Origin of the sequence: Sutcliffiella horikoshii, from assembly GCF_002157855.1 — a bacterium.
Taxonomy (GTDB): domain Bacteria; phylum Bacillota; class Bacilli; order Bacillales; family Bacillaceae_I; genus Sutcliffiella_A; species Sutcliffiella_A horikoshii_C.
Genome location: NZ_CP020880.1, coordinates 2,575,555 through 2,599,666, shown reverse-complemented (window position 1 = coordinate 2,599,666; position 24,112 = coordinate 2,575,555). Strand labels below are relative to the sequence as shown.

Genomic DNA, 24,112 nt, shown 5'->3' with positions numbered 1-24,112 from the left:
AATAAATGAAATTTCAATTTAGAAATGGAGAATACTTAGAAGTCAAAGAATATAAAGAAATTGATTTTCCCCATATTTATCAGCTAATTAGAAGAAAATTGGAACAATCTTGTGTCAAAAGAAACATTAACAAAGCAAGCATGGGATAATTCGAATATTACTTTTTGTGTGGAAGGACAATATTTTAGTTGGCTATATACGGGGACTTACAGATTATTCTATAACATTATTTATCTGTGAACTTTTAATATCCAAACAGTATCACGTAAACGAGGGTCTGTTTGGATGCAAGCAGGATATTACTTTGTAAAGTAAGGGAGAATAGGAATGAATGGTAGTCGATTAAATATAAACAGTTTTTACTTGGATTATAAAATATATGGAGAATTAAGTGGTTTTCCAACTGTCATCATGGACGCGGGATATGGAGACTATTCAAAAGCTTGGGAATCCGTCTATCCTGCAATCTCTAAATTAACTCAAGTATTTTTATATGATAGAGCTGGCCTTGGGAAAAGTGAAAGAAGTCCTAACCCAAGGACCAGCCTATTTATGGTAGAGGAATTGAGAAAACTCTTAATGAGTAAAAATGTCTTGCCACCTTATATTCTTGTAGGACATTCTTACGGTGGTGTAAACATGCGATTATTCAACAATCTGTACCCACAGGAGGTAGCTGGGTTAGTTTTAATAGATTCTACTCCCGAAGATTATCCCGAAAGGTTTTTACCTTCCATGTCTGATGAATTTAAAGAGGCTTACAATAAACAGTTTACCCTTGAAGGAGACTTCCATGAATTCAAAGAAAGTTTGCACCAGCTTCATTTAAGCAATAGAGTTACGGATACCCCAACAATCGTAATGTCAGCAGGGAAAAAAGCACATTACTCTAAGGGATCTCAAGCATTATGGAACAGTATGCAAGAGGAGATTCTAAGATTCACGACACAAGGTGAATTTATAGTTGCAGAAAATAGTGCCCATTACATACAGAATGATGAACCGCTACTAGTAATAAACACAATAAAAAAATTGATAAAATCACTGCCGGCTATTAATTAAGCAATAAACAATTAATCACCTTTCAAGGTAAATAGCAACCATTGGGGCCGCGATGGCTAAAACAGAAAGAACAATGAAAAATACCTTTCGTCCTTTTGGAGTTGAAAAATATAATTGAACCAAAAGGAAGTAAGTGAAGCTTGAAATTAGTATAAAGATTGCAAACTCGTACAGCTTTTTTCCTTTCATTATAGCCTTATCATTTTGATAGATTCCTATGTTTGGATCAATGGTTAATGGGTTTGTAATAGCCATGATAATCATGCCTAGAAAAATAAAAAGTCCTATTATGTTTAATAAACTTTTGATGGATAATTCCTTTTTCATCGTTGCCTCCTACATATGGGTATGACAATATTATTACGTATACTGAAAGAAAAAGTTTCAAAATTTATAAAAGACATCCAACCTCATAAATTCAAAGGAGAACTATGTATGGAAACAAGAGAAAGTTTGCAAAATGAATTGAAATTAATCGAAAAATGGGAAAACGACCAGAAAGGGCTATGGTTTTGGGAGCGAATTGGACGCATCCCTTTTAAATTGCTTGATAGATTGACTCCAAAATTTATTCAAGGGAAGATAGGGAGCCTCCTTGATGAGTTGGGAAGTTTTATACAGAACGGAGGGAGTTACCTTTCAAACGAGAAGAGTGTGTTTCATTATTTTGGGAAAAAAACCGGCAGAACAGTTACTGAATTAAGTGATTTTCAGGATATACCCGTTGCTGAAATGAAAGAAGCTTCTCTCGCATTGGGCAATACACGTAAAAATGCTGCCACCATCCAGGGAGCAAGTACGGGTATCGGCGGGATTTTCACTTTGGTAATTGATATCCCTGCGATCTTGGCTATATCTTTAAAAACGTTACAGGAAATCGCGATTTTGCATGGATATGATCCGAAAGAGAAAACGGAGAGGATATTTATTTTGAAATGCCTGCAATTTACATCGGCAGATATTGTTGGGAAGCAGGCAATTTTGAATGAACTGGCTGATTTTTCAAATGAAGAAATGAAATCTAAAGAGGTATTCTCCCAACTCCAAGGTTGGAGGGAAGTAACTGTGACATTCACAGAATCTTTTGGTTGGAAGAAACTTTTCCAATTGGTACCGGTAGCAGGTATCCTTTTTGGAGCGTTCGCCAATCGTTCTATGGTAAGCGATATGACGGAAGCGGGCACTATGCTCTATCAGAAAAGAAGAATTATAGAAAGAGTAGAACGTTTAGAGGTTCAAACGGAGAAAATAAAAGAATAGTAAGCATTTTTGCGAAATTAAAGCCTACTAACTTTTTCGTAAAAGTCAGTAGGCTTAGTTGTGATGAATTATTATTGTTTCACATTCTGAACCTTCAACACGTCCACGACTATCTTCCCGATTTGCCTTCCAAGTCTTAATCCCTCATCATTATCCACTTTAAAATGGACCCCTGCATACAAGCGGGATTGAGCAGAAGCTTCAGTAGTAGCTTTAATTCGGGCTTGTTCTTGTGGAAAATAGTACGTCATTATTTCCTGAGCCGCTCCTGCTAAGCATGCATGTGCAGAAGGATAGGCGGGGAATCTGGGTGTATCCATCAGCCTTCTAATATTTCTCCCATATTGGTTCGGGCGGGCAACATCCCATAAATACTTTAAATACCAGCAAACGACAAAAACATCATTCATGGTTGCATGGAAAAATCCTTGCATGCGGGCACAGTTAGGTGATCCCATCGGATATTGCTCAGCGAAATCATAAAGCATGGTTGAAAATCTTTCTGCAATCTCTCCTGTAGCCCAATATTGTGCGCTTTGTATTTGTTGATGAGTAATGACACTCATTGTTTGTTCTACAATCTGAAGTTCGCTGTTCCAATCTATTGATAAAGGCTCTCTTATTTGCCAAGTAATTTCCTTCCCGAAAGGATCAAGAAATCTATTTGCTCCCTCGCGCCTGATGAAAAACATCGGCCAAAAACCAGCGTTAGGATTTCCAACTGGGGGAGTTTGCTCTCCTTGATATGGATATAGGGACCATAGTCTATATTCTGTCCGCATAGGTTCAACCCCTCATAATGTTCTTCTAAATTTTTTATGATTAGTTAATCAAATATATGTTAAAAACAATAAGCAGTCTTAGTGGAAGCATGCTAAAATAGGAAGAAATGTTTTTAAATGAAAAAAGGGGAGAGTACAATGGAAGGTCGTAAAATTACTTTGGAAGAGATAGTTGCTTCCCCTGAAAAGTTGCAACATTTATATCGACGGACACTTATTATTGTCGTTCTATCACAAATATTTGGTGGGGCAGGTCTAGCTGCTGGGATTACGGTAGGGGCCTTGCTGGCTCAAGATATGCTTGGTACCGATGCATATTCTGGAGTTCCTGTAGCCTTATTGACGTTAGGTTCAGCGGGAGCGGCTTACATGATTGGTCGTGTATCGCAAAGGTTTGGTCGCAGGATTGGCTTGGCCGGAGGGTTCCTAACCGGAGGAATTAGTGCTCTAGGTGTGGTGCTTGCAGCTGTCACCGACAATGTGTGGTTGCTGTTTTTCTCCCTCCTATTCTATGGAGCAGGTACTGCATCCAATCTACAAGCGCGATATGCCGGAACAGATCTGGCAACTGCCAAACAACGAGGTAAAGCTATTAGTATTGCATTAGTTTCGACTACACTTGGAGCAGTAGCAGGACCAAATCTAGTCGGTGTGATGGGAGACTTTGCAGTTTCAATAGGTGTACCATCATTAGCTGGTCCCTTTATTTTAGGAGCGGCAGCATTCATTTTGGCAGGGCTGATATTACTTGGCTTCATGAGACCAGACCCTTTATTGGTTTCTAAAACGTTGGAAAATGAGAAAAGGAAAGATTCGGAGAAAACACCAAAAGAAACTCATGTAAAGAATAATCGTGGAATCATCGTTGGGGGATCTGTGATGGTGCTGACACAGATGGTGATGGTCGCAATCATGACAATGACACCGATTCATATGGGGCATCATGGACACGGCCTGGATGCTATCGGTCTTGTAATCGGGATTCATATTGGTACCATGTATCTACCTTCATTAGTTACCGGGGTTCTGGTCGATAAGGTCGGACGTACCGCAATGGCTTCAGCAGCGGGTGTAACACTGCTCCTAGCGGGGATCGTCGCGGCGACTGCTCCTGGTGATAGTTTATTCGTATTAATTTTGGCTTTGGCGCTACTTGGTTTAGGGTGGAACTTCGGCTTAATAAGTGGCACGGCAACAATCGTGGATGCCACTACTCCTTCCACACGGGCAAAGGTCCAAGGCTCTATGGACGTGATGGTCGCATTATCAGGGGCGACTGGTGGAATGTTGTCAGGAATGGTAGTCTCCCATTCGAGCTACTCGCTACTGTCCATTGGAGGCGGGCTTTTATCCATTTTATTATTACCTTTAATAATCTGGGCAAGTAGAGGTAACGTAGCTGTCAAACGGGTGAAAAATAAAAAAACGGCGTAAGCAGAAATAGTCTGCTTACGCCGTTTTTAATTATTTTCCTTTTGTCTTTTCTATCTCCTCAGACACGACAAATGCTAAGTCGTCATTCCCAAACATAGCTAACACTCCTAATACTGTATCGTTTGAGATATCCCCGGCCTCTTCTTTGGACACTGTTAATTCCAAGGCTTGAGCAAGTGCAGGGTTATTCGCTTGATCAGGGTATGCCTTTGTATAAAGAGTAAATGGATCGAGATTATGATTGATACACCATTGTGCAAAGACCAATATCATCATATTTTCTTCTTTTTGGTAGTTTTGTATGATTGCTTGTTCTAAATCTTTTTTCTCCATTGCCTTTTAACTCCTTTAATTCTAGTACTCTCATTATAGTCTAATTCTGCTTTTGAACCAACTCGTTCTTTTTAAAGAAATAATTTGAATAATTAGTAAAAAAGTCATGAAGTTTGTTATATAATAAGATAAATACATATAGGGATATTTTACCTGATTTTAAAGTTAGTGGGGCGGAACGATGAAAATGGCAGTCGGTGATTTACTTTTTGTGAAAGGAAATTGCAATTTCAGTCCTTTTATCCGTTTTTTTCTGAAATCTGAATACACCCATGTGACCATTGCAGTGGGTGAAGAGCAAATTTGTGAAGTAGATTTATATCGTAAGATGGAGATCATGAAGAATCCGTACAAAGAATACGACTTATACAGACTGAAAGTGAATTTAACGGACGACCAACAAAAAGAATTACTTCATTTTCTTCATAAAAAGGTTTCCACCTCTAAAGGGTACGATTGGTGGCGGCTTATTTCATTATGTGTGAAACGTTATTTCCGTTGGAACATCATTATTCATGAACAGGATCGTTACATCTGTTCTGAAATAATCGACAAAGCATTTCAGCAAATTGGTATAGATTTGGTCGAGGATCTGGTTACAGGAGACGTAACACCAATAGATATTATGAGGTCAGAGCGTATAGAATACATCTCTACCATCTATAGAGTCAAAGATTCTCTGGTCGAAAAAGGGAGTTTTAAAAAAAGCGTATGAATCGATATTCGGGTGCTTGTTCCTATTTTGTTAAAATGCTACTATCAATGAAGTAAATGATGTGATAGAGGAGCTAGAAAAATGGGAAAATCAAGAAATGTAATTGTATACATAGCACAGAGTGTCGACGGATTTATAGCAAAAAAAGATGACGATATCAGCTGGCTTTCCATGGTAGATGCTCCTGGAGAAGATTACGGTTATATGGAGTTTGTAGAAAGTGTGGACACGGTAATCATGGGTAGGAGAACTTATGAGAAAGTGTTGTCTTTTGGCGTAGAGTTTCCCCACAAGGAACGAAAGACGTATGTTCTTTCCAATTCTAAAAAAGGCTCGGATGATCATGTAGAATACTATTCAGGCGATGTGAAAGAGTTAATTACTTACATCCGTGCGAATAGTGGAAAGAATATATTTGTTGATGGAGGAGCGGAAGTGATTAAAGAATTCGTCAAGCAAGATCTCATCGACGAGTATGTCATTTCCACCATTCCAATTTTAATTGGGAACGGTGTGAGATTATTTAAAGAAACAGAACAAGAAAAAAAGCTGGAGCTTGTTGCGAGCAACTCGTTCCCATCCGGACTTGTTCAAAATCGGTATATAGTGATAAGAGACGAAGATAAGCAGGTGTAACTCTATTAGGAGTGCACCTGTTTTTATTTTGATGGATGGAAAAAGGAGCTTGGACCGTTAATGCGTCCGCTTTGACCGTTTATATGCGGCGTTCTACATTTCCCGGTTAACCTTCTACATTTCCCAATCAACCTTCTACATTTTTGCATGGACTGTAACTAATTTGTGGTAGATAATAAGTAATATATGGTAGTAATTGGAGGTAAAGGGATAACTATGAAACTCAACACTATCAAAGTACTCGCATTTCTCTGTACAATTTTTATTTTGTATCTATTATTTTGGCCAGTCTCAATTGACCCTCTTGCATGGGAATCACCAAAATCCAAAGGATATACAGGTGATTTTGAGAAGAATAATAGATTAGATGGGATGAAATATTTTTCTATTGAAGAATACTCAGAGCCAGAGCATATTGTCTATCGTGAAGGTTGGTTGTACGCAGCCACAAAAACTGGTGCTATCATTCGTATAAGGGAGGATGGCAAAGGATTACAGAAAATCGCAAATACGAAAGGCAGACCTTTAGGCTTTGACTTTGATAATGAAGGATCAATCATCGTTGCTGATCCCCTTTATGGTAAACATGGAGGCTTACTTAAAATAAGCAATTTTGAAAATGGTGAGGGTGACATCAATCTATTAACAGACAAAGTGGAAAATACCCCCTTAAACTTTATTGATGCGGTAGTAGTTTCTAATAATGGAATCATTTATTTTACAGATGCTTCTCAAAGTACAAAAGCGAAAGACATCGGTGATGTTGGACGCGCTGGAGAAATAGATATTCTTGAAAATCGCAGTACAGGAAGAGTATTGGAATATAATCCGGCTACGAAAAAAACCAGAGTTCTGATAAAAGGTATTAGCTTTGCAAACGGAATTGCATTAAGTACGGACGAAAAATATCTCTTTATAAATGAAACGGGAAAATACCGGGTCTGGAAATTAAACCTAGAAAAAGATCAGATGTTAAGTACAAAGGAAGAAAGTCAATTTGCAGAAGTGATAATAGAGAACCTCCCTGGATTACCGGATAATATGATGGCGGGAAAGGACGGAAGGTTATGGATTGGGTTGATCATGCCTAGAAATAATTTCTTGGAATTTAGTGCTGATAAACCGATATTAAGAAAAATGGCAATGCGCCTTCCAGCTAAAATGTTACCTAAAGGGGCAGGATACTCGCATGTTATCGCTATTAACGAATCAGGCGAAGTCGTTGAAGATATGCAAAGTGATTCTATAACATATACGAATATCACGGGAGTTACGGAAACGGAGGAAGTTCTGTATTTTCACCATCTTAATGATGAGAAAGCCATTGGATGGTTGAAAAAAGAAGACTTAGGCTTTTAAAAGAAAGGTTGTTAAATATGTACTTTAATAAATTCATAGGGATAGAAAAAGTAGAAAACAAACATATAAAAGTAAGGGAAGCTGTCAGGGCAATTGCAATCAGGGATAGCCATATATTGATGGTACACTCCAACAAAGATGATTTTAAATTTCCTGGTGGGGGCGTCGAATCTGGAGAAACCCATGTAGAAGCACTTATACGAGAAGTCTTAGAGGAAACGGGTTATGTAAATACGGTTGTAGGAGAAAAATTTGGTGTTTATTTAGAAAGAAGAGAGGACGTTTTCGATCAAGGTCTTCATTTTGAAATGAATTCTCATTATTACATGTGCGAATGCATGGGGGAAACCGTTGCTCAACAGTTAGAGGGGTATGAGATAGAACAAGGTTTTACCGCTAAATGGATAACAATAGAAGAAGCTATTTCACAAAACGAACGTGCGCAAAAACTAAGTGATCATAACGGATGGATCGAGAGGGAGACATACGTCTTACATAAAATTTTGCAGTTTGTCAGGGGGGAATCAGAAAGGTTGGTGAAAAAATGATCTACGTCATTAGGCACGGTCAGACAGATCTTAATAAAGAGGAAGAAAGGGGCTGCCCTTGAACGGATAAATCGGTTTGGCACCAACTTGCATGCTTTTGGCACGAACTCGTATCGTTTTGGCACCAACTCAGGCAGTTTTGGCATCAATTGGACTTCTGTCAAGAAAATGGACACTTATATGCCTTGAATTGGCGTACTTTTTTCCTTCCGCGCTCCGTGTTCCACTACGCTTGCACGCCTCTACATAAACAAACAATAAAGTTCACATTGTTTCTTTATGCAGAGGTTTTACGACCCAAATTGGCATCCTTTTGTTGTGCCATTTCATACGCCATTTCGTACTCATTTGGTGTGGCGTATTCTAGGGTTGAATGGATTCTTTTTCTGTTGTAAAACTCCACATAAAATTGCACAGCTGCCATAGCCTCTGCTTTTGTGGTGAAACGAAATTTATTCAAGTATTCTTTTTTCATGGAGGCAAAGAATGATTCCGCACAAGCATTGTCGTATGGAGTGGCTTTCCTACTCATACTGATCTTTGCTTTGGCATCTTCTAGGACGTCGATGTAATCTTTGGAACAGTACTGCGACCCTCTATCTGAATGGTGGATCCAACCTTTTTTCGGTTCCCTTAATTTTATTGCCTCCTTTAACGCTCGAAGAGGTAAACTACGATCCATTCGGTCGCACATTGAATAACTAATAACTTTTCGTCCAAATAAGTCTAGAATTGGATTGAAATAGATGAAACCTTCCATGGTAGAAATATACGTGATATCAGTGACCCAAACCATATTTGGGGCCTCTGGGTTAAACGCTTGTTTCAAGTTGTTTTTAAACGTTCGGTTAGAGTGATCAGAATCTGTAGTGGCAATGAAACTCTTAGGCGGAGTGGCATACAGTCCTAGTACCTTCATTCGCTTGGCTACTGTACTAGCTGATACATTAAAATCGTCATAGTCTACTAACTTTTGATGTATTCTCACACTTCCATACGTCTCTAGATTGTCATAAAAATGAAAACGGATACGGTCATCAAGTTGCCTTCTCCACTGTTCTCGTTCCGTTTCTTCTCGTTCTAACCGTTTCACATACAAATAGTATCCAGATGTAGTCACACCAAGGGCTCTGCACATCATCACTACAGTGTGTTCATCCCGATGGGAATGAATAAACGCAAACCTTACTTCTTTTCTTGCGTGAAGATGTGCATGGCCTTTTTTAAGATCGTTAACTCTTCTTCTAATTCAAGTTTACTTTTTCTTTCTGCTTCAAACATTTCTCTGTATTCTGTAGCTGTTAGTAGTTGATTTTGAGCATTTTTTTCTTCTGCTTTCTTCTGATCCCGGTACTTCTTTAACCATTTTTGTAGGGTATCATAAGGAATATCTAGGTTTTGGCTCACATCGACTATTTTATGTCCGTCTAATTCAATTTGTTTCACTACAAATTCCTTGAATTCTGGGGAGTAGGATTTGTATTTTGCCATGATTAACACGTCCTTTTTATTGTTGATTATGATTAAATCATGACGCCAATAGGTGTGTCCACTTTTTATACTACATCCACAATTCCGCTCATTTTGGCACGAACTTTCCAAAAAACCTTACTTTTCCATACATAGGGTCCATTTAACCTTCTCCCGTACTTGTTAGCTCTTCACCCATCAAGGCAAAACCCCATAAGATATCAAAAACTAATGGGGTGACCACATATATGTTCGGAAGAATAATTAAACCGCGTTTGTTTCCTGCTTCCGTTAGAAACGTAGAAGGCACAAAGTGGGGATATATAGATGAGAAAGGAAAGTTTGTGTTAAAGCCTACCTTTGAAGATGCCGGGGAATTCCAGCAAAACGGGTTAGCAATTGTTCGTAAAGGTGGAGCTGGGGTTATTACTCAAACCGGTAAATTTGTGGTTCGCCCGATATATAGCTCTATTTTTCCTCTTACAGAGGGTCGTGCGATTGCGATGTTAAATGAAGGTGGTTCCGTTGTCTTAAATGAAAAAGGGAAAGTATTGACGCAAAAAGCGTATTCGTTTATTAGTCCTTATCAAGGAGGCCGTGCGGTTTTCCAAGATTCCATAAATGGAGGAACCACCCTTTATGGATACTTAGATCTCAACGGAAATGTGGCAATACCTGCACAATACCAGTATGCCTTTGATATGAGTGAGGGAAAAGCACTTGTTCAGGTAAAAGATAAATCGTATGCTTTGTTAAATTCAACGGGAACTCAACTACAAACGTATCCATATGAACAGATGAATGGATTGAGTGAAGGGCTTATTTCTTTCAAGAGAACCTACCAAGATAAAGCAGGGTATGTTGATGAAGCAGGGAATGTCGTTATTAAGCCGCAATTTGGAATGGCTTTACCCTTTCAAGGCGGAAGAGCCATTGTCAATGCTTCCATAGACTATAAAAATAAGTACGGTTTAATTGATAAGACTGGAAACTATCTTATTCCTCCAAGATATAACGATATTAATCAGCTTGGTGGGAATCGGGCAGCTATCGGAAGAGCCATTAACCCTGAGCAGCCATTTGTAGGCTCCACATATGCAATAGCTGATACGCTTAGCGGGCAGATCATGACTGATTTTCAATATGATGCAGTGAACAACTACAAAGGGGAATATAGTTCTGTTACCCAAGGACTTAAAAGTTTCTTTATCAACAAAAGCGGAAGACAGGCGAAAGATCTTCCCGTTATAGATGGCATCGGTACGTTGTCCATAGAAGGTCAGTTAGTGAAAGCATTTGTGGATCAGAGATTATCCTATTACGATAAAGCTGGCAATCTCGTATATGCTCAAAATTCGGTCATCCCTGTAAATCGTAACGTTTCTATACGCGAGGAAAAATATCGACCAAATAAGGATTACCTTGTGTATTATCCCCAGTTACAGGGGATGAAAAATAAAGAAGCAGAGAAAAAAGTGAACGAAGTATTACGCACGCAATCTCAGGTTATTCCAGTTCCGCCGGATACACAACTGGATTATAATTACACAGGTGATTTTTCGGTGCAATTTTATAAAAAGAATCTATTGATCTTAGAACTCAACGGCTACAACTATCCGTTTGGCGCAGCCCACGGGATGCCGACACAAATCATGGTGCCAGTAGATATCAGCACGGGTAAAATATATGAGTTGAAAGACTTATTCAAACCGAATAGTGACTATGTGAAGGTGTTAAGCGATTTGGTTGCGAAACAAATACAGGAAAACCCTGATAACTACTTCCCGGATTCTTTTAAGGGTATTCAACCTGATCAGCCATTCTACGTCTCCAGTTATTCCTTGTTTCTGTACTTTACACCATATGAAATAGCTCCCTATGCAGCAGGGTTTCCGACTTTCGAAATACCTTTTAAAGAGATTAACAATATTATTGATAAAAAGGGCGATTTCTGGCGATCCTTCCATTGATAGTTAAGGAGAAACCGGAAAAGGCAGCTTACAACCAAGCTGTCTTTTCTTATGAATAAAGAGAAAAAAGAGAGAGGGTGAAGGGTTTGTAAATATTAGTAAACGGGTAAAAATCCTGGTATGAATTTTTTGCATAGATTAGGAGGAAAAGAGATGGCAAAAGTAGTTTTCGAGCGGGATGATCAATTTGCAAACAAAATGAGAAACTATCAGATTCTAGCTAATGAAAAAATTATTGGTGAAATTGCAAATGGGGGTAAAGAAACGATTGAGCTGGAGCGGGGAACCTACACATTTCAAATTAAAGTGGACTGGTGTGTAAGTAGAACCTACACAGTGGAACTGCAAGAATCAGAGACGATGCACTTTAAATGTGGAAGTCCCTTGAAGGGGTGGAGGATCCTTCTGTCTTCTGTTTCCATGTCAAAAGAGAATAAATTCGTCTACCTGGAAAAGGTAGGTAGCTAAAGTATAGAAGACTGGTTGAATCTTTGCATTCTTCCGGTCTTATTTTAAAAGTATCTTCACTCCACAGCCACATAATATAGAATGCTTTAATTTTTTTGCAGGCTTTTCACACGTTTTGCAAATTTTTTTGTTCAAGTTGATAACCTCCCTTTGAACTAGATTTAAGGCAGGCACCAATAACCAGTGCCTGCTTGACAGAAATGAGAATAAAAGAGAAATCTATATTTAGTAAACTATATAACTAGCGTACTTTCTGTGGGATTTGTAAGCCAAGTCCTTCTGCAACACAAATTCCGTATTCTGGATCAGCTTTATAGAAGTGACCGATTTGGCGAAGCTTGATTTCCTCATTTTCAACCGGCATCATAGCCCCGACAATATTTTTTACCAAGCGTGTGCGTTCTTCCTCACAAAGTAGGCGATATAAATCTCCAGCTTGTGTGTAATGATCATTATGATCAAAAGACACACTGTCTGCCATTCCAGAAACAGTAAAGGAAGCTGGTTTATTATCAGCAGTTTCAGTCGGACCATTAAAGCTGTTCGGCTCATAATAAACGGAACCTCCACCGTTGTTGTCAAACCTCATTTGGCCATCCCGTTGATAGTTGCGCACTTCATTTCTTGCTCGGTTTATTGGGAGAGCCTGGTGGTTCGCTCCAACACGGTAGCGATGCGCGTCATGGTAGGCAAAAAGGCGCCCCTGCAGCATTTTGTCAGGCGATACATCAATTCCAGGAACAAGTGTGCCTGGAGAGAAAGTTGCCTGCTCCACCTCTGCAAAATAATTCTCAGGATTTCGATCCAATACCATCCGTCCAACTTCTATCAATGGATAATCTTTTTGAGACCATACTTTCGTCACATCAAATGGATCAAATCGATAAGTATCAGCATCCTCCATTGGCATGATCTGGACATAAAGCTTCCATGCCGGGTAATCTCCTTTTTCAATGGAATTAAATAGATCCTCTGTATGATAATCAGGGTTCTCACCGGCAATCTTCGTTCCAAGCTCTTCCGTCAGATTTTTTATGCCTTGTTCTGTTTTAAAATGATACTTAACCCAAACTCCATCACCATTGTCATTTACCCATTTGAATGTATGGCTACCGAATCCATGCATATGACGGTAAGTAGCAGGAATTCCACGATCAGACATCAGAATCGTCACTTGATGCAGTGATTCAGGAGAAAGAGACCAGAAATCCCAAACGGCATTTGGATTTTTAAGATGTGTTTTAGGGTGACGTTTTTGAGTGTGAATAAAGTCTGGAAACTTAATGGCATCTCGGATGAAGAAAACCGGTGTATTGTTTCCTACAAGATCATAGTTTCCGACTTCTGTATAAAATTTCACCGCAAACCCACGCGGATCACGAACTGAATCGGCAGACCCGTTCTCACCAGCTACCGTGGAAAATCGGACAAAAATTGGCGTGCGTTTTCCTACTTCGGAGAGGAATTTTGCCTTCGTGTATTTTGTAACATCATTCGTTACTTCAAAATAGCCGTGTGCACCTGCACCTTTTGCGTGAACCACACGTTCAGGTACCCGTTCTCGATTGAAATGTGCGAGTTTCTCTAGAAGGTGGACATCTTGTATGAGTGTAGGTCCCTTGGAACCGGCAGTCATGGAATTCTGGTTATCTCCAACAGGAGCACCCCAGCTAGTTGTGAGTCTATTATTAGTTGTCAAAATCATTCACCTCAATTTAATGTGTAAGATTACTTTTATAATGATAACAGTTATCATACGAAAATCAATACTTTTTTATAATAATTATAAAGTAATAATATTTATCTTTAAGAAGCTAGTTTATTTTAGTTGATTGTTTATGGGTGAATCATAATTTGCTATACTACTAGAAAACGTGATTATAGGAGTGGGCTTGCCGTGAAGAAAAAGCATAAGAATAACCAAAGACCTTTGACGAACAAGAAGGAAGAGAAAATATCACTAAAAGATCAATTAGAGGGCGATGTATATTCGAAATTGAAATCAATGAAGGACCAACTGGTTCAAACAGAACAAAAACAAAAAGCGGAAGAGGCTGAAAGAAAAAAAGAAGAAAAACGTTTAAAAGAGAAGAATAAATCGTTTGAAGAACTGTTTGCAGAAAGTAATCAAAACTGGAAAGAATTCAAGTAAGAGTGAGAAAACGAAAGTAAACGAGAGAATGGTCCTGCGCAACTTAACCATTCTCTTTTTTGTTATGAAAGGAAAAAAGCCATAATGAAGTAGACAGCCAAACATAGCAGAGATCCAAGCAAAAATGGCCCGATATGTAATGTTGGCTTTTGTTGTTGCGGATTGTATCGACCGGCCATGGAATCAAAAACAGCTGCTTCTGAATTTTTGGTGAAAATGTCTCCTGAAGAGCTTGTGAAGAATGCGATGAAGACAAAGGAAAGAGAGCCGAAAAACATGGTGCTTAAGAGGTTAAAGTCAAAATAGGTGGAGATCCCGAGTAGGATTCCGATTTCCACTGCTAGGACAATGATTAAAAGGATAAGGTATTTAACCATTAAGTTTCCTCCTTCGGTTTATAGTTTAATTATTCTACGTTTGGAAATGGAATAAGTTTCAAATTAACAAAAAAACAGCATCCCGATAAAGGAAGCTGTTTGAGATTAATCACGATGTGAGTCGTAATTAGACTGCTTGACGAGTTCTTTGATTGTTGAGTATTGTGTTTCTGAGATTGCTTGTTCATTCATGGCATGGACGTTCGCTTCCAACTGTTCAATGGAGCTTGCACCAGGAATGACCGCTGCGACGGCATGGTGTGCCAAACAGTAATGAAATGCAGTTGTTTGAAGTGGCTTCTCACCAGTAACATTCATTAGTTTTGGTAAGAGATTCTCCAGCTCCTCATGACTATAATCAAGAAAACCTTTTCCTTTAAATTTGTCTTGAAGCTTATTTAGAGCATTTTCCGACAATAGTCCTTTTGCTAGAGGACCGCGAGCTATTACACTAACATTGTTTTCATGAAGATAATCCAACCATTCTTCCGGCCGTGTATCAAACATGCTGTATTGCATCATGACCGATACAATCGAGGAGTTTTCTACAAACCGCTTAATAACGTTAGGTCTAATGGAAGAGATTCCGTATTCGCGGATGTATCCTTCTTTTTTTAACTCCTCAAATGCCTCAATGGTTTCTTCGGTTGGATCGTCTATCGTACCTCCGTGAAGTTGATATAAATCGATGTAATCGGTTTGCAGGCGGCGCAGGCTGTCTTTGACTGCTGATTGAATATGCTGCTTGGAAGGATCCCATTCCCAGCCTTCTTTCCCTTGCGTCCATTTGTTTCCTGCTTTTGTTGCAAGCACGACTTTGTCGCGTTGCCCTTTTAAAGCTCTACCTACCAGTTCCTCATTCTGTCCGAAATCATACAAGTCTGCAGTATCTAAATAATTGATCCCTAAATCAAGCGCTCTTTTTACAATATCTATTGCTTTCGTTTCTTCGGTGCCAAGGGACATACAACCAAGCCCCAATTGGCTTACATATAATTCTGATTTGCCAAGTCGATTTTTAGATAACAAAAAAACGCCTCCTTTTCATCATTTTACCGAAAAGGAGGGCTCTGCTACAAATCATTCATCTTTTAAGGCGTTAATCCATGTTTTCACATACACGTGATGAAGGGAATATTCCCTAAGCTTGTTTCGTATTTCCCAAGCCTTTCCTACCAATACGATATTGTTTGGACGGACATAGACTTTCAATTTGCTCCCTCCTAACCCTTCTATGGTAGAATGTATGAAGAAATGGATGACTACAGAACAAGGAGCGGTCGGGATGGATCATTTAAAAGAAAAAACGTTACATAGTGAAAAATTATTCTCCGGAAGAATCATTGATTTATATTTAGAGGATGTGGAACTTCCAAACGGAAAAACAAGTAAACGAGAAATTATCAAACACCCCGGTGCAGTGGCGGTAATAGCTGTAACGGAGGAGAACAAGATCATTATGGTCCGTCAATATAGAAAGGCAATGGAGCGTAATTTGGTGGAGATTCCTGCAGGAAAGCTAGAGAAAGGCGAAGAGCCGATTGTCACCGCAAAACGCGAACTGCAAGAGGAAACTGGTTATACATGTGATGAATTAGAGCCATTGATTTCTTTTTATACTTCACCTGGTTTTGCAGATGAATTGGTACACGTATTCATTGCAAAAGGGCTGCGCAAAGACACTGAAGAACATCAGTTAGATGAGGATGAATTTGTGGATCTGTTGGAAGTGTCATTAGAAGAGGCGCTTGAACTTATAGATAAAAAGGAAATTTATGATGCGAAGACTGCTTATGCCGTGCAGTATTTGCAAATGCAAACATTGTTTCGAAAGTAGGGGAGAGGCATGCAAGATTATTTTGCCGATTTACATATACATTTGGGCCGGACAGCCAGTGGAAAGCCGGTAAAAATTACAGCCTCCAATAAATTAACATTGGAGGCTGTTTTGGAAGAGGCTCGCTTTAAAAAGGGCTTGGATATGGTAGGTGTCATCGATTGCCAGGTACCTGAAGTGCTTATCGGCCTTCGTAATCGCATTGCATCTGGTGAGTTGGTGGAGCTTGTTGACGGTGGTGTACGCATGGGAGATATTACATTGATTCTTGGTGCGGAAATCGAAATATATGATGAGAACTGTCAGGGCTTGATACATGCACTATGTTATATGAAGACAGTGGATAAAATGGTGGAATTCTCCAACTGGCTTAGTAAGCGAATGAAAAATGTTACGCTGTCCACACAACGAGTGTATGAGAATGCGGTTGTTATTCAGCGTGAGGTAAATCGTCTGGGCGGCCTGTTTATCCCAGCTCATGTTTTTACACCTTTTAAAAGTTTGTATGGCAAGGGTGTTAAGAAAAGTTTGACGGAAGTATTCGATCCTGACCTGATTGATGCAATCGAGCTTGGGTTAAGTGCGGACACCTCTATGGCGGGCCAATTAAGTGAGCTGTCCAAGTATGCGTTCCTTTCAAATTCTGATGCTCATTCGGTTGGTAAAATTGCAAGAGAGTATCAAAAGATTTGCATGAAGGAACCAAGTTTTAAAGAATTGCGTCTTGCTTTGAAGGAAGTGGATGGGAGAAGAGTGGTTGCAAATTACGGTTTGAGCCCGCAATTAGGGAAGTACTATACGACAGTTTGTGAAAAGTGCTTTACTCCATTAATGCAGGGGGAAGATATTTGTGGAAGTTGTGACCACATGAAATTCGTTAAGGGTGTTTCGGATCGGATAGAGGAGCTGGCTGATAATGAGGAACCATTGAAACCCCGCCCGCCTTACATACATCAGGTCCCATTGGATTTCATTCCTGGTGTTGGACCGAAGACTTTGATGAAATTACGGGGAGTTTTCGGTACAGAAATGGGAATCCTGCATGAAGCAAGTCAAGAAGAATTAGTGGAAGTTGTAGGGGAAAAGATCGCGTCTCTCATTGTGGCTGCTCGAAGCGGAAGGCTGGCGTTTAAAGCTGGTGGTGGGGGCAGGTTTGGTAAGGTAAGTGATGAATGACGTGTGAGACGCAATAACTCCCCTCTAAAAATTCTCCCCATAAAACAAGTCATACTTCCCCACCTCTATCATACACTCTAGTAAGAGAGTGATAGGAGGAAGAGGGATGAAAAAACAGTCGCGGTTTACTATTTTACTAGGGCATATAAAAGAACACTCCTCTCTATATTTGTTTATAGTGGTGCTTTTTTTCATGGGAGTAATCTTCGGGGCCATCGTGGTCAATAGCATGAACTTTTCACAAAAACAAGATCTTTTTGTTTATTTGAGCCGCTTCTTTGGACAGGTGGAAGAAGGACAGTTTGCAAGCTCCAAAGACATATTCTTTCAGAGTTATTTTCATAACATTAAATACGTTCTTTTGATGTGGGTGCTCGGCATATCCATTATTGGGCTACCGGTTATTTTGATCCTACTCTTTTTAAAAGGTGTGGTAGTCGGATTTACCGTGGGGTTTTTAGTAAATCAACTAAGCTGGAAAGGGTTCCTTTTTTCTTTTGTGGCCATTCTTCCACAAAATATGATCGCCATCCCTGCATACATTATCATTGGAACTTTATCGGTGGCCTTTTCCTTAAAGATGATCAGGCAGCAATTTGTAAAAAGAATACAAGAACCGTTTTTTCAACAGTTCATGAGATATACGATGGCGATGGGACTGATTTGCTTACTGCTTGTGGGTGCTTCACTAATTGAAGCATTGGCTTCTCCGGTCTTCATGAAATCTGTGATCTCTATATTAGAATGATGCCAAAATAATAATGATTATTTTCACTTATTTATAATGATTATTTTTTTCTTTGACAGTTCCCTGCGCTTTCGATAAAATAAAGTGGTAAAGCGAGGGAGGGAACGAAATGGAAAATAGGATAGATCGCATAAAAAAGCTACTGCATTCCGCAAGCTATAAGCTAACTCCTCAGCGAGAATCAACAGTCCGAGTCTTGCTGGAACATGAAGAGGACCATTTGAGCGCGGAAGATGTATACCTCCTCGTGAAAGAAAAGTCACCTGAGATTGGACTAGCTACTGTATATCGAACATTGGAATTACTGACGGAACTGAAAATTGTTGATAAAATAAATTTTGGCGATGGGGTATCACGCTATGATCTTCGACAAGAAGGTGCTAAGCATTTCCATCATCATTTAGTTTGCATAGAGTGTGGTGCGGTTGATGAGATTCAAGACGATCTACTAGAAGATGTGGAAGCAATCGTAGAACGTGATTGGAACTTCAAAATAAAGGACCACCGTTTAACCTTTCATGGCATTTGCCATCGTTGCCAAGATCCTGATGAACAATCGGAAGAAGAGAATACATAAACCTTTTCCAATATAGATGGGAAAGGTTTTTATTTTGGATTTAAAGGTATAATTCTTCTTTAATTTGTCATACCTTCTAATAAAGACAAGTTTATTGGGATAACTTGCATGGTTGGAGGTTGACTTTTATGAAGAATATTATAGATTCATGCTATAATACATTTAAAGTATTTATTTTATTTACCGGTTGTACGGTCTTATTTTACTATGGAATAATGTGGATTAATCAAGAATATCAGAATTATCACCGTTATGATGAGCCTGAAGGGGCAGCGGTGAAAGTGACAAAAATGGTAGAAGAAAGGGATGAGGGCTGGCTGCAGCGCTTGGTATTCTTTTATCATTACGGGGAGTAGAGGGTATTGCAGGATCAATTAAAAGATTTTATTCATTTTTTAGTAGTCGAAAAAGGCCTGGCATCAAACACAGTTGTTTCCTACGAACGGGACTTAAAGTCTTATCTTTTATATTTAAGTAAAGTAGAGGAAATATCTTCGTTGGATGCAGTTTCAAGATCTACCATTATACAGTTTTTAAAGTTTCTTACGGAAAATGGGAAATCGTCCAAAACAATAGCCAGACATATTGCCTCCATACGCTCATTTCATCAATTTTTATTAAGGGAAAAGGTCACAACTCAAGACCCGACAGTACATATAGACCGTCCTAAACAAGAACAAAAGCTTCCGCAGGTGATGTCTGTAGAAGAGGTGCAAGCATTACTAGATTCGCCGGATACAAGCAAAGTGTTTGGCGTGCGCGATAAAGCGATGTTGGAACTATTATACGCAACAGGTATGCGTGTCTCTGAGCTGATATCCCTGAATCTTAGCGATGTTCATTTAACCATGGGTTTTGTTCGATGTGTTGGAAAAGGAAACAAAGAGAGAATTATTCCGCTTGGAACAATGGCCCAAAATGCCATCACCAATTATATAGAAGAAAGTCGAAGTCAACTGTTAAAAAAGAAGACCACGGATGCTTTATTTGTGAATCTTTATGGTAACCGTTTAACAAGGCAGGGCTTTTGGAAAATATTAAAAAAGTTAACGAAGGAAGCCGGTATTGAAAAGGAATTGACACCTCATACGTTGCGACATTCCTTTGCCACACATCTACTAGAAAATGGGGCAGATCTTCGTGCAGTCCAAGAGATGCTAGGACATGCCGATATCTCAACCACCCAAATTTACACACATGTCACGAAAACCCGCATGAAGGATGTTTACTCGATGTTCCATCCAAGAGCATAAAATCATTTGGCGGGAACAGGATAAAGGGCTGTTCGAACTGTCTGAACAGTCTTTTTTTAATCATTTTAATTGCAACTTTGAAAGCGCTTGTTTATACTAGAATCAGAGGTCAGACTTCTGACAAGTAGAAGTGCGTTCTTGTATGACTATCCTAAGTGAAAAAGGGGAAAATACAAGAGGTGAAAACAGATCGAAAGTTCGTAGGAGGTTATAAAATGAGTTCTTATACATATAAAAGAGTTTTTCTAGTTGTAATGGATTCTGTTGGAATCGGTGAAGCACCAGATGCTGAAAAATTTGGTGATAAAGGTGCCGATACTTTAGGGCATATTGCAGAACACATGAATGGACTTAACATGCCGAATATGGCTAAGCTTGGTCTTAGCAATATTGAAGAAGTGAAGGGTGTACCAAAAGCAGAAAAGCCATTAGCATTTTTCACGAAAATGGAAGAAGCATCAAGCGGAAAAGATACGATGACAGGCCACTGGGAAATTATGGGCTTGCGCATTGATACACCTTTCCGTGTATTCCCTGACGGATTTCCAGATGAGCTTATCAACGAACTAGAAGAACGTACAGGCCGAAAAATCATCGGGAATATTCCTGCGAGCGGAACGGAAATTCTTGATCAACTTGGTCAGGAACACGTCGATTCAGGAGCATTGATTGTTTATACTTCTGCAGATTCTGTTCTTCAAATTGCAGCACACGAAGATGTTGTTCCTATTGAAGAATTATATGATATTTGTAAAATTGCACGTGAATTAACGTTGGATGAAAAGTACATGGTAGGTCGTATTATTGCACGCCCGTTTGTTGGGGAAGCAGGGAACTGGAAACGTACATCCAACCGTCATGATTATGCATTAAAGCCATTTGAACGTACAGTTATGAATGAATTGAAAGACAGTGGCTTTGATGTTATTTCCATCGGGAAAATTTCCGATATCTATGATGGGGAGGGAGTGACAAAATCACTTCGCACGGTCTCTAATATGGACGGAATGGACAAATTGGTGGAAACAACAGCTATGGACTTTACTGGTATCAGTTTCTTAAACTTGGTTGATTTTGATGCAGTATATGGTCACAGAAGAGATCCAGAAGGATATGGAAAAGCATTGGAAGAATATGATACACGCCTTCCAGATGTGTTCGCCAACTTAAAAGAAGATGATCTATTGATTATTACTGCTGACCACGGTAACGACCCAACAGCACCAGGAACAGATCACACGAGAGAATATGTGCCATTACTAGCATACTCTCCTCAACATAAAGAAGGAAAGCAGTTAGATATCCGTAAAACTTTTGCTGATATCGGCGCAACGATTGCGGACAACTTTAATACAAGAATGCCAAAGCACGGAAAAAGCTTTTTACAAGATTTGAACTAGGAGGAATTACTAAATGAATTTAGATGCTATTAAAAAATCAGCTGAATATATCAATGCGAAATTATCTAACAAACCTGAAATCGGCCTAATCCTTGGGTCTGGACTTGGTGTGTTAGCAGAAGAAATACAAAACCCTGTTGTGATTCCATACACAGAGATTCCTGAATTTCCAGTATCAACAGTCGAGGGTCATGCAGGCCAACTGGTAATCGGAGAATTGGAAGGGAAAACTGTTATTGCCATGCAAGGACGCTTCCACTTCTATGAAGGCTATGCAATGGAAAAAGTGACATTCCCAGTTCGTGTGATGAAGTATATTGGTGTGGAGAAATTAATCGTAACTAATGCTGCTGGAGGCGTGAACGAAAGCTTTGAAGCAGGAGATTTAATGATTTTAACTGATCACATCAATAACATGGGAACAAACCCGCTTATTGGACCGAATAACAATGAGCTTGGTGCACGCTTCCCTGATATGTCAGAGCCTTATTGCAAGCAGCTTCGTAAATTGGCTAAAGATGTAGCAGCAGAGATTGGTCTTAAGGTACAAGAAGGAGTTTACGTTGGGAACACAGGTCCTTCGTATGAAACACCTGCAGAAGTAAGAATGCTTCGTACTCTTGGTGGAGACGCAGTTGGAATGTCCACTGTGCCGGAAGTAATCGTTGCGCGTCATAGCGGCATGAAAGTGCTTGGAATCTCTTGCATCTCCAACATGGCCGCGGGAATCCTTGACCAGCCATTAACGCACGACGAAGTTATGGAAACAACAGAAATGGTAAAAGCAAACTTCCTTCAATTCGTTAAAACAATTGTTAAAGGTATGTAATTTATTTTATAGAAAATAAGAGGTGTTTCGGCATGAGAATGGTAGACCTTATACAAAAGAAACGTGACGGAAAAGAACTAACAACAGAAGAAATCCAATTCATCGTAAGCGGATTCACAGACGGATCCATTCCTGACTATCAAATGAGTGCTTTCTCCATGGCCATCTTCTTTCAAGGAATGAGTGACCAAGAACGCGCAGACCTTACAATGGCAATGGTACATTCCGGTGACACCATTGACCTATCTGCTATCGAAGGTATCAAAGTTGATAAGCACAGTACGGGCGGAGTTGGCGACACGACTACATTGGTGCTTGCACCACTAGTAGCGGCTGTTGGCGTTCCTGTTGCTAAGATGAGTGGACGTGGCCTTGGTCACACTGGTGGAACAATTGACAAACTTGAGTCCGTACCAGGCTTCCACGTGGAAATCGACAATCAAGAATTTATCGACTACGTAAACAAAAATAAAGTAGCTGTTATCGGACAAAGTGGTAACCTGACACCTGCCGACAAAAAGCTTTATGCATTACGTGATGTAACAGCTACTGTTAACAGCATTCCGTTGATTGCAAGCTCTATCATGAGCAAAAAAATTGCTGCTGGAGCAGACGCAATTGTACTGGACGTAAAAACTGGTGCCGGTGCATTCATGAAAGACTTGGATGAAGCGAAAAAGCTTGCAAAAGCAATGGTTGATATCGGGAACAATGTGGGACGCAGAACAATGGCCGTTATTTCTGATATGAGTCAACCACTTGGATTTGCGATTGGTAATGCATTGGAGATTAAAGAAGCTATCGACACTTTGCGTGGCGAAGGTCCTGAAGATTTAGAAGAACTTTGCTTGGAGTTAGGTAGCTACATGGTTCTTTTAGCAGAAAAAGCTTCTACATTGGAAGAAGCTCGTGGAATGCTGGAAGAAGTTATCCGTTCTGGAGCAGCAATTGAAACATTAAAAACGTTCTTAGAAGCACAAGGTGGAGACGCTTCAGTAGTGGATAATCCGGAGAAATTGCCTCAAGCAAAGCATGTTGTGGAGCTTGAAGCAAAAGAAGCTGGTGTCGTATCTGAGATTGTGGCTGATTCTGTTGGAACTGCAGCTATGTTGCTTGGTGCTGGCCGTGCAACAAAAGACTCTGAGATAGATCTCGCAGTAGGAATTGTTCTGCGTAAAAAGATTGGTGACAAAGTGGAAGCAGGCGAATCCCTTGCAACGATCCACAGTAACCAGGAAGATCTGACAAAAGTAAAAGAAGCATTATATGAGAGCATCAAAGTGGTAAATGGCGACGTTAAAGTTCCACCACTTGTATATGATACGATTTCTGAATAATTGAGAATATATTGGAGAGCGGCCCTGCCATATTTGGTGGGGCTGTTTTTTATTTTTTTTAGATCTTGATGAAGACCTGAGTGACGAGGAAAACGGAGGAGAGTAGTCCTCATAGCGGTGATGAAGACCTGAGTGACGAGGAAAACGGAGGAGAGAAGTCCTCATAGCGGTGATGAAGACCTGAGTAACGAGGAAAAAGGAGGAGAGGAGTCATAACGGTGATGAAGACCTGAGTGACCAGGAAAACGGGGGAGAGGAGTCCTCATAGCGGTGATGAAGACCTGAGTGACGAGGAAAACGGAGGAGAGGAGTCCTCATAACGGTGATGAAGACCTGAGTGACCAGGAAAAAGGAGGAGAGAAGTCCTCATAGCGGTATAAAGACCTGAG

General features: G+C 39.8%; 29 protein-coding genes. 20 read left to right on the top strand and 9 right to left on the bottom strand.

What is annotated here, in order from left to right; all coding sequences use genetic code 11:
* Positions 1-5: 5 nt before the first annotated feature.
* Both B4U37_RS22005 and B4U37_RS13405 read left to right on the top strand, forming a co-directional pair.
* The gene (locus tag B4U37_RS22005; RefSeq protein WP_157663786.1) at positions 6-149 is read left to right on the top strand and encodes a hypothetical protein; all 144 of its coding nucleotides are present in this window, start codon (positions 6-8) and stop codon (positions 147-149) included.
* 178 nt (positions 150-327) lie between these two features.
* Positions 328-1,062: an alpha/beta fold hydrolase gene (locus tag B4U37_RS13405; RefSeq protein ID WP_088018632.1), complete on the top strand. Its 735-nt coding sequence runs from the start codon at positions 328-330 to the stop codon at positions 1,060-1,062.
* A gap of 15 nt (positions 1,063-1,077) precedes the next feature.
* On the opposite strand, the gene B4U37_RS13400 is transcribed toward B4U37_RS13405, so the two are convergent.
* Complete coding sequence (locus B4U37_RS13400; RefSeq protein ID WP_010194339.1) at positions 1,078-1,389, bottom strand: hypothetical protein; 312 nt, start codon at positions 1,387-1,389, stop codon at positions 1,078-1,080.
* A 108-nt stretch (positions 1,390-1,497) separates the two neighbouring features.
* Here B4U37_RS13400 and B4U37_RS13395 point away from each other — a divergent pair, with 108 nt between their 5' ends.
* Positions 1,498-2,322, top strand: a complete 825-nt coding sequence (locus B4U37_RS13395) for an EcsC family protein (protein WP_088018631.1) — start codon at positions 1,498-1,500, stop codon at positions 2,320-2,322.
* Between the two features lie 71 nt (positions 2,323-2,393).
* Here B4U37_RS13395 and B4U37_RS13390 read toward each other — a convergent pair whose 3' ends face one another.
* Positions 2,394-3,104: a vanadium-dependent haloperoxidase gene (locus B4U37_RS13390; protein ID WP_010194343.1), complete on the bottom strand. Its 711-nt coding sequence runs from the start codon at positions 3,102-3,104 to the stop codon at positions 2,394-2,396.
* 138 nt (positions 3,105-3,242) lie between these two features.
* Between B4U37_RS13390 and B4U37_RS13385 the strand changes: the two genes are divergently transcribed.
* Positions 3,243-4,538 (top strand): MFS transporter, encoded by a 1,296-nt coding sequence (locus B4U37_RS13385; protein WP_245839975.1) that lies wholly within the window; start codon positions 3,243-3,245, stop codon positions 4,536-4,538.
* A gap of 30 nt (positions 4,539-4,568) precedes the next feature.
* On the opposite strand, the gene B4U37_RS13380 is transcribed toward B4U37_RS13385, so the two are convergent.
* On the bottom strand, positions 4,569-4,871 hold the full coding sequence (locus B4U37_RS13380; protein WP_088018629.1) for a hypothetical protein: 303 nt from the start codon (positions 4,869-4,871) through the stop codon (positions 4,569-4,571).
* A gap of 181 nt (positions 4,872-5,052) precedes the next feature.
* Here B4U37_RS13380 and B4U37_RS13375 point away from each other — a divergent pair, with 181 nt between their 5' ends.
* From B4U37_RS13375 to B4U37_RS13360, 4 genes are all read left to right on the top strand, one after another.
* Positions 5,053-5,586 carry a C40 family peptidase gene (locus B4U37_RS13375; RefSeq protein ID WP_088018628.1) on the top strand — a complete coding sequence of 178 codons (534 nt, stop codon included), beginning with the start codon at positions 5,053-5,055 and terminating at the stop codon, positions 5,584-5,586.
* An 81-nt stretch (positions 5,587-5,667) separates the two neighbouring features.
* Positions 5,668-6,222, top strand: coding sequence for a dihydrofolate reductase family protein (locus B4U37_RS13370; protein ID WP_088018627.1), 555 nt, complete (start codon positions 5,668-5,670; stop codon positions 6,220-6,222).
* 216 nt (positions 6,223-6,438) lie between these two features.
* Entirely contained in the window at positions 6,439-7,581 is a 1,143-nt protein-coding gene (locus tag B4U37_RS13365; RefSeq protein WP_157663785.1) for an SMP-30/gluconolactonase/LRE family protein, read from the top strand.
* A 17-nt stretch (positions 7,582-7,598) separates the two neighbouring features.
* A complete protein-coding gene (locus tag B4U37_RS13360; protein ID WP_245839973.1) occupies positions 7,599-8,129 on the top strand; it encodes an NUDIX hydrolase in 531 nt (176 codons plus the stop codon).
* 277 nt (positions 8,130-8,406) lie between these two features.
* Here the strand turns inward: B4U37_RS13360 and B4U37_RS13355 are convergent, their stop codons facing one another.
* Together B4U37_RS13355 and B4U37_RS13350 are read right to left on the bottom strand one after the other, a co-directional pair.
* Positions 8,407-9,303 carry an IS3 family transposase gene (locus B4U37_RS13355; RefSeq protein WP_245840079.1) on the bottom strand — a complete coding sequence of 299 codons (897 nt, stop codon included), beginning with the start codon at positions 9,301-9,303 and terminating at the stop codon, positions 8,407-8,409.
* Positions 9,304-9,314: 11 nt separating this feature from the next.
* Positions 9,315-9,620, bottom strand: a complete 306-nt coding sequence (locus tag B4U37_RS13350) for a transposase (protein WP_088016917.1) — start codon at positions 9,618-9,620, stop codon at positions 9,315-9,317.
* Positions 9,621-9,847: 227 nt separating this feature from the next.
* Between B4U37_RS13350 and B4U37_RS13345 the strand changes: the two genes are divergently transcribed.
* Positions 9,848-11,569, top strand: coding sequence for a WG repeat-containing protein (locus B4U37_RS13345; RefSeq protein ID WP_088018624.1), 1,722 nt, complete (start codon positions 9,848-9,850; stop codon positions 11,567-11,569).
* A 153-nt stretch (positions 11,570-11,722) separates the two neighbouring features.
* Complete coding sequence (locus B4U37_RS13340) at positions 11,723-12,037, top strand: hypothetical protein (RefSeq protein ID WP_088018623.1); 315 nt, start codon at positions 11,723-11,725, stop codon at positions 12,035-12,037.
* A 241-nt stretch (positions 12,038-12,278) separates the two neighbouring features.
* On the opposite strand, the gene katA is transcribed toward B4U37_RS13340, so the two are convergent.
* On the bottom strand, positions 12,279-13,742 hold the full coding sequence (gene katA / locus B4U37_RS13335) for a catalase KatA (RefSeq protein WP_088018622.1): 1,464 nt from the start codon (positions 13,740-13,742) through the stop codon (positions 12,279-12,281).
* Positions 13,743-13,934: 192 nt separating this feature from the next.
* Here katA and B4U37_RS13330 point away from each other — a divergent pair, with 192 nt between their 5' ends.
* Entirely contained in the window at positions 13,935-14,189 is a 255-nt protein-coding gene (locus B4U37_RS13330) for a YqkE family protein (RefSeq protein WP_088018621.1), read from the top strand.
* 62 nt (positions 14,190-14,251) lie between these two features.
* On the opposite strand, the gene B4U37_RS13325 is transcribed toward B4U37_RS13330, so the two are convergent.
* The 3 genes from B4U37_RS13325 to mciZ form a co-directional block, all read right to left on the bottom strand.
* Positions 14,252-14,566: a hypothetical protein gene (locus B4U37_RS13325; RefSeq protein WP_088018620.1), complete on the bottom strand. Its 315-nt coding sequence runs from the start codon at positions 14,564-14,566 to the stop codon at positions 14,252-14,254.
* Between the two features lie 105 nt (positions 14,567-14,671).
* Positions 14,672-15,532, bottom strand: a complete 861-nt coding sequence (locus B4U37_RS13320) for an aldo/keto reductase (protein WP_088020293.1) — start codon at positions 15,530-15,532, stop codon at positions 14,672-14,674.
* 114 nt (positions 15,533-15,646) lie between these two features.
* A complete protein-coding gene (mciZ, locus tag B4U37_RS13315) occupies positions 15,647-15,778 on the bottom strand; it encodes a Z-ring formation inhibitor MciZ (protein WP_010194366.1) in 132 nt (43 codons plus the stop codon).
* 73 nt (positions 15,779-15,851) lie between these two features.
* Between mciZ and B4U37_RS13310 the strand changes: the two genes are divergently transcribed.
* The 9 genes from B4U37_RS13310 (at position 15,852) to B4U37_RS13270 (ending at position 23,723) form a co-directional block, all read left to right on the top strand.
* Positions 15,852-16,403: an NUDIX hydrolase gene (locus tag B4U37_RS13310; RefSeq protein WP_088018619.1), complete on the top strand. Its 552-nt coding sequence runs from the start codon at positions 15,852-15,854 to the stop codon at positions 16,401-16,403.
* Between the two features lie 9 nt (positions 16,404-16,412).
* Positions 16,413-17,579, top strand: a complete 1,167-nt coding sequence (locus B4U37_RS13305; protein ID WP_088018618.1) for an endonuclease Q family protein — start codon at positions 16,413-16,415, stop codon at positions 17,577-17,579.
* A gap of 106 nt (positions 17,580-17,685) precedes the next feature.
* Positions 17,686-18,327: a stage II sporulation protein M gene (spoIIM, locus tag B4U37_RS13300; RefSeq protein ID WP_088018617.1), complete on the top strand. Its 642-nt coding sequence runs from the start codon at positions 17,686-17,688 to the stop codon at positions 18,325-18,327.
* Between the two features lie 109 nt (positions 18,328-18,436).
* On the top strand, positions 18,437-18,904 hold the full coding sequence (fur, locus tag B4U37_RS13295) for a ferric iron uptake transcriptional regulator (protein ID WP_088018616.1): 468 nt from the start codon (positions 18,437-18,439) through the stop codon (positions 18,902-18,904).
* Positions 18,905-19,032: 128 nt separating this feature from the next.
* Complete coding sequence (locus B4U37_RS13290; protein WP_010194376.1) at positions 19,033-19,260, top strand: YqzK family protein; 228 nt, start codon at positions 19,033-19,035, stop codon at positions 19,258-19,260.
* Between the two features lie 6 nt (positions 19,261-19,266).
* Positions 19,267-20,157 carry a site-specific tyrosine recombinase XerD gene (gene xerD, locus B4U37_RS13285; protein WP_088018615.1) on the top strand — a complete coding sequence of 297 codons (891 nt, stop codon included), beginning with the start codon at positions 19,267-19,269 and terminating at the stop codon, positions 20,155-20,157.
* Positions 20,158-20,372: 215 nt separating this feature from the next.
* Positions 20,373-21,557 (top strand): phosphopentomutase, encoded by a 1,185-nt coding sequence (deoB, locus tag B4U37_RS13280; RefSeq protein ID WP_010194379.1) that lies wholly within the window; start codon positions 20,373-20,375, stop codon positions 21,555-21,557.
* A 13-nt stretch (positions 21,558-21,570) separates the two neighbouring features.
* Entirely contained in the window at positions 21,571-22,386 is an 816-nt protein-coding gene (locus B4U37_RS13275; protein ID WP_088018614.1) for a purine-nucleoside phosphorylase, read from the top strand.
* Between the two features lie 32 nt (positions 22,387-22,418).
* Positions 22,419-23,723 (top strand): pyrimidine-nucleoside phosphorylase, encoded by a 1,305-nt coding sequence (locus tag B4U37_RS13270; RefSeq protein ID WP_148966798.1) that lies wholly within the window; start codon positions 22,419-22,421, stop codon positions 23,721-23,723.
* Positions 23,724-24,112: the final 389 nt, after the last annotated feature.

Coding starts and splice junctions, on each gene's coding strand:
- B4U37_RS22005 (WP_157663786.1), top strand. CDS start 6: ATGAAATTTCAATTTAGAAATGGAGAATACTTAGAAGTCAAAGAATAT.
- B4U37_RS13405 (WP_088018632.1), top strand. CDS start 328: ATGAATGGTAGTCGATTAAATATAAACAGTTTTTACTTGGATTATAAA.
- B4U37_RS13400 (WP_010194339.1), bottom strand. CDS start 1,389: ATGAAAAAGGAATTATCCATCAAAAGTTTATTAAACATAATAGGACTT.
- B4U37_RS13395 (WP_088018631.1), top strand. CDS start 1,498: ATGGAAACAAGAGAAAGTTTGCAAAATGAATTGAAATTAATCGAAAAA.
- B4U37_RS13390 (WP_010194343.1), bottom strand. CDS start 3,104: ATGCGGACAGAATATAGACTATGGTCCCTATATCCATATCAAGGAGAG.
- B4U37_RS13385 (WP_245839975.1), top strand. CDS start 3,243: ATGGAAGGTCGTAAAATTACTTTGGAAGAGATAGTTGCTTCCCCTGAA.
- B4U37_RS13380 (WP_088018629.1), bottom strand. CDS start 4,871: ATGGAGAAAAAAGATTTAGAACAAGCAATCATACAAAACTACCAAAAA.
- B4U37_RS13375 (WP_088018628.1), top strand. CDS start 5,053: ATGAAAATGGCAGTCGGTGATTTACTTTTTGTGAAAGGAAATTGCAAT.
- B4U37_RS13370 (WP_088018627.1), top strand. CDS start 5,668: ATGGGAAAATCAAGAAATGTAATTGTATACATAGCACAGAGTGTCGAC.
- B4U37_RS13365 (WP_157663785.1), top strand. CDS start 6,439: ATGAAACTCAACACTATCAAAGTACTCGCATTTCTCTGTACAATTTTT.
- B4U37_RS13360 (WP_245839973.1), top strand. CDS start 7,599: ATGTACTTTAATAAATTCATAGGGATAGAAAAAGTAGAAAACAAACAT.
- B4U37_RS13350 (WP_088016917.1), bottom strand. CDS start 9,620: ATGGCAAAATACAAATCCTACTCCCCAGAATTCAAGGAATTTGTAGTG.
- B4U37_RS13345 (WP_088018624.1), top strand. CDS start 9,848: ATGTTCGGAAGAATAATTAAACCGCGTTTGTTTCCTGCTTCCGTTAGA.
- B4U37_RS13340 (WP_088018623.1), top strand. CDS start 11,723: ATGGCAAAAGTAGTTTTCGAGCGGGATGATCAATTTGCAAACAAAATG.
- katA (WP_088018622.1), bottom strand. CDS start 13,742: ATGATTTTGACAACTAATAATAGACTCACAACTAGCTGGGGTGCTCCT.
- B4U37_RS13325 (WP_088018620.1), bottom strand. CDS start 14,566: ATGGTTAAATACCTTATCCTTTTAATCATTGTCCTAGCAGTGGAAATC.
- B4U37_RS13320 (WP_088020293.1), bottom strand. CDS start 15,532: ATGTCCCTTGGCACCGAAGAAACGAAAGCAATAGATATTGTAAAAAGA.
- B4U37_RS13310 (WP_088018619.1), top strand. CDS start 15,852: ATGGATCATTTAAAAGAAAAAACGTTACATAGTGAAAAATTATTCTCC.
- B4U37_RS13305 (WP_088018618.1), top strand. CDS start 16,413: ATGCAAGATTATTTTGCCGATTTACATATACATTTGGGCCGGACAGCC.
- spoIIM (WP_088018617.1), top strand. CDS start 17,686: ATGAAAAAACAGTCGCGGTTTACTATTTTACTAGGGCATATAAAAGAA.
- fur (WP_088018616.1), top strand. CDS start 18,437: ATGGAAAATAGGATAGATCGCATAAAAAAGCTACTGCATTCCGCAAGC.
- B4U37_RS13290 (WP_010194376.1), top strand. CDS start 19,033: ATGAAGAATATTATAGATTCATGCTATAATACATTTAAAGTATTTATT.
- deoB (WP_010194379.1), top strand. CDS start 20,373: ATGAGTTCTTATACATATAAAAGAGTTTTTCTAGTTGTAATGGATTCT.
- B4U37_RS13275 (WP_088018614.1), top strand. CDS start 21,571: ATGAATTTAGATGCTATTAAAAAATCAGCTGAATATATCAATGCGAAA.
- B4U37_RS13270 (WP_148966798.1), top strand. CDS start 22,419: ATGAGAATGGTAGACCTTATACAAAAGAAACGTGACGGAAAAGAACTA.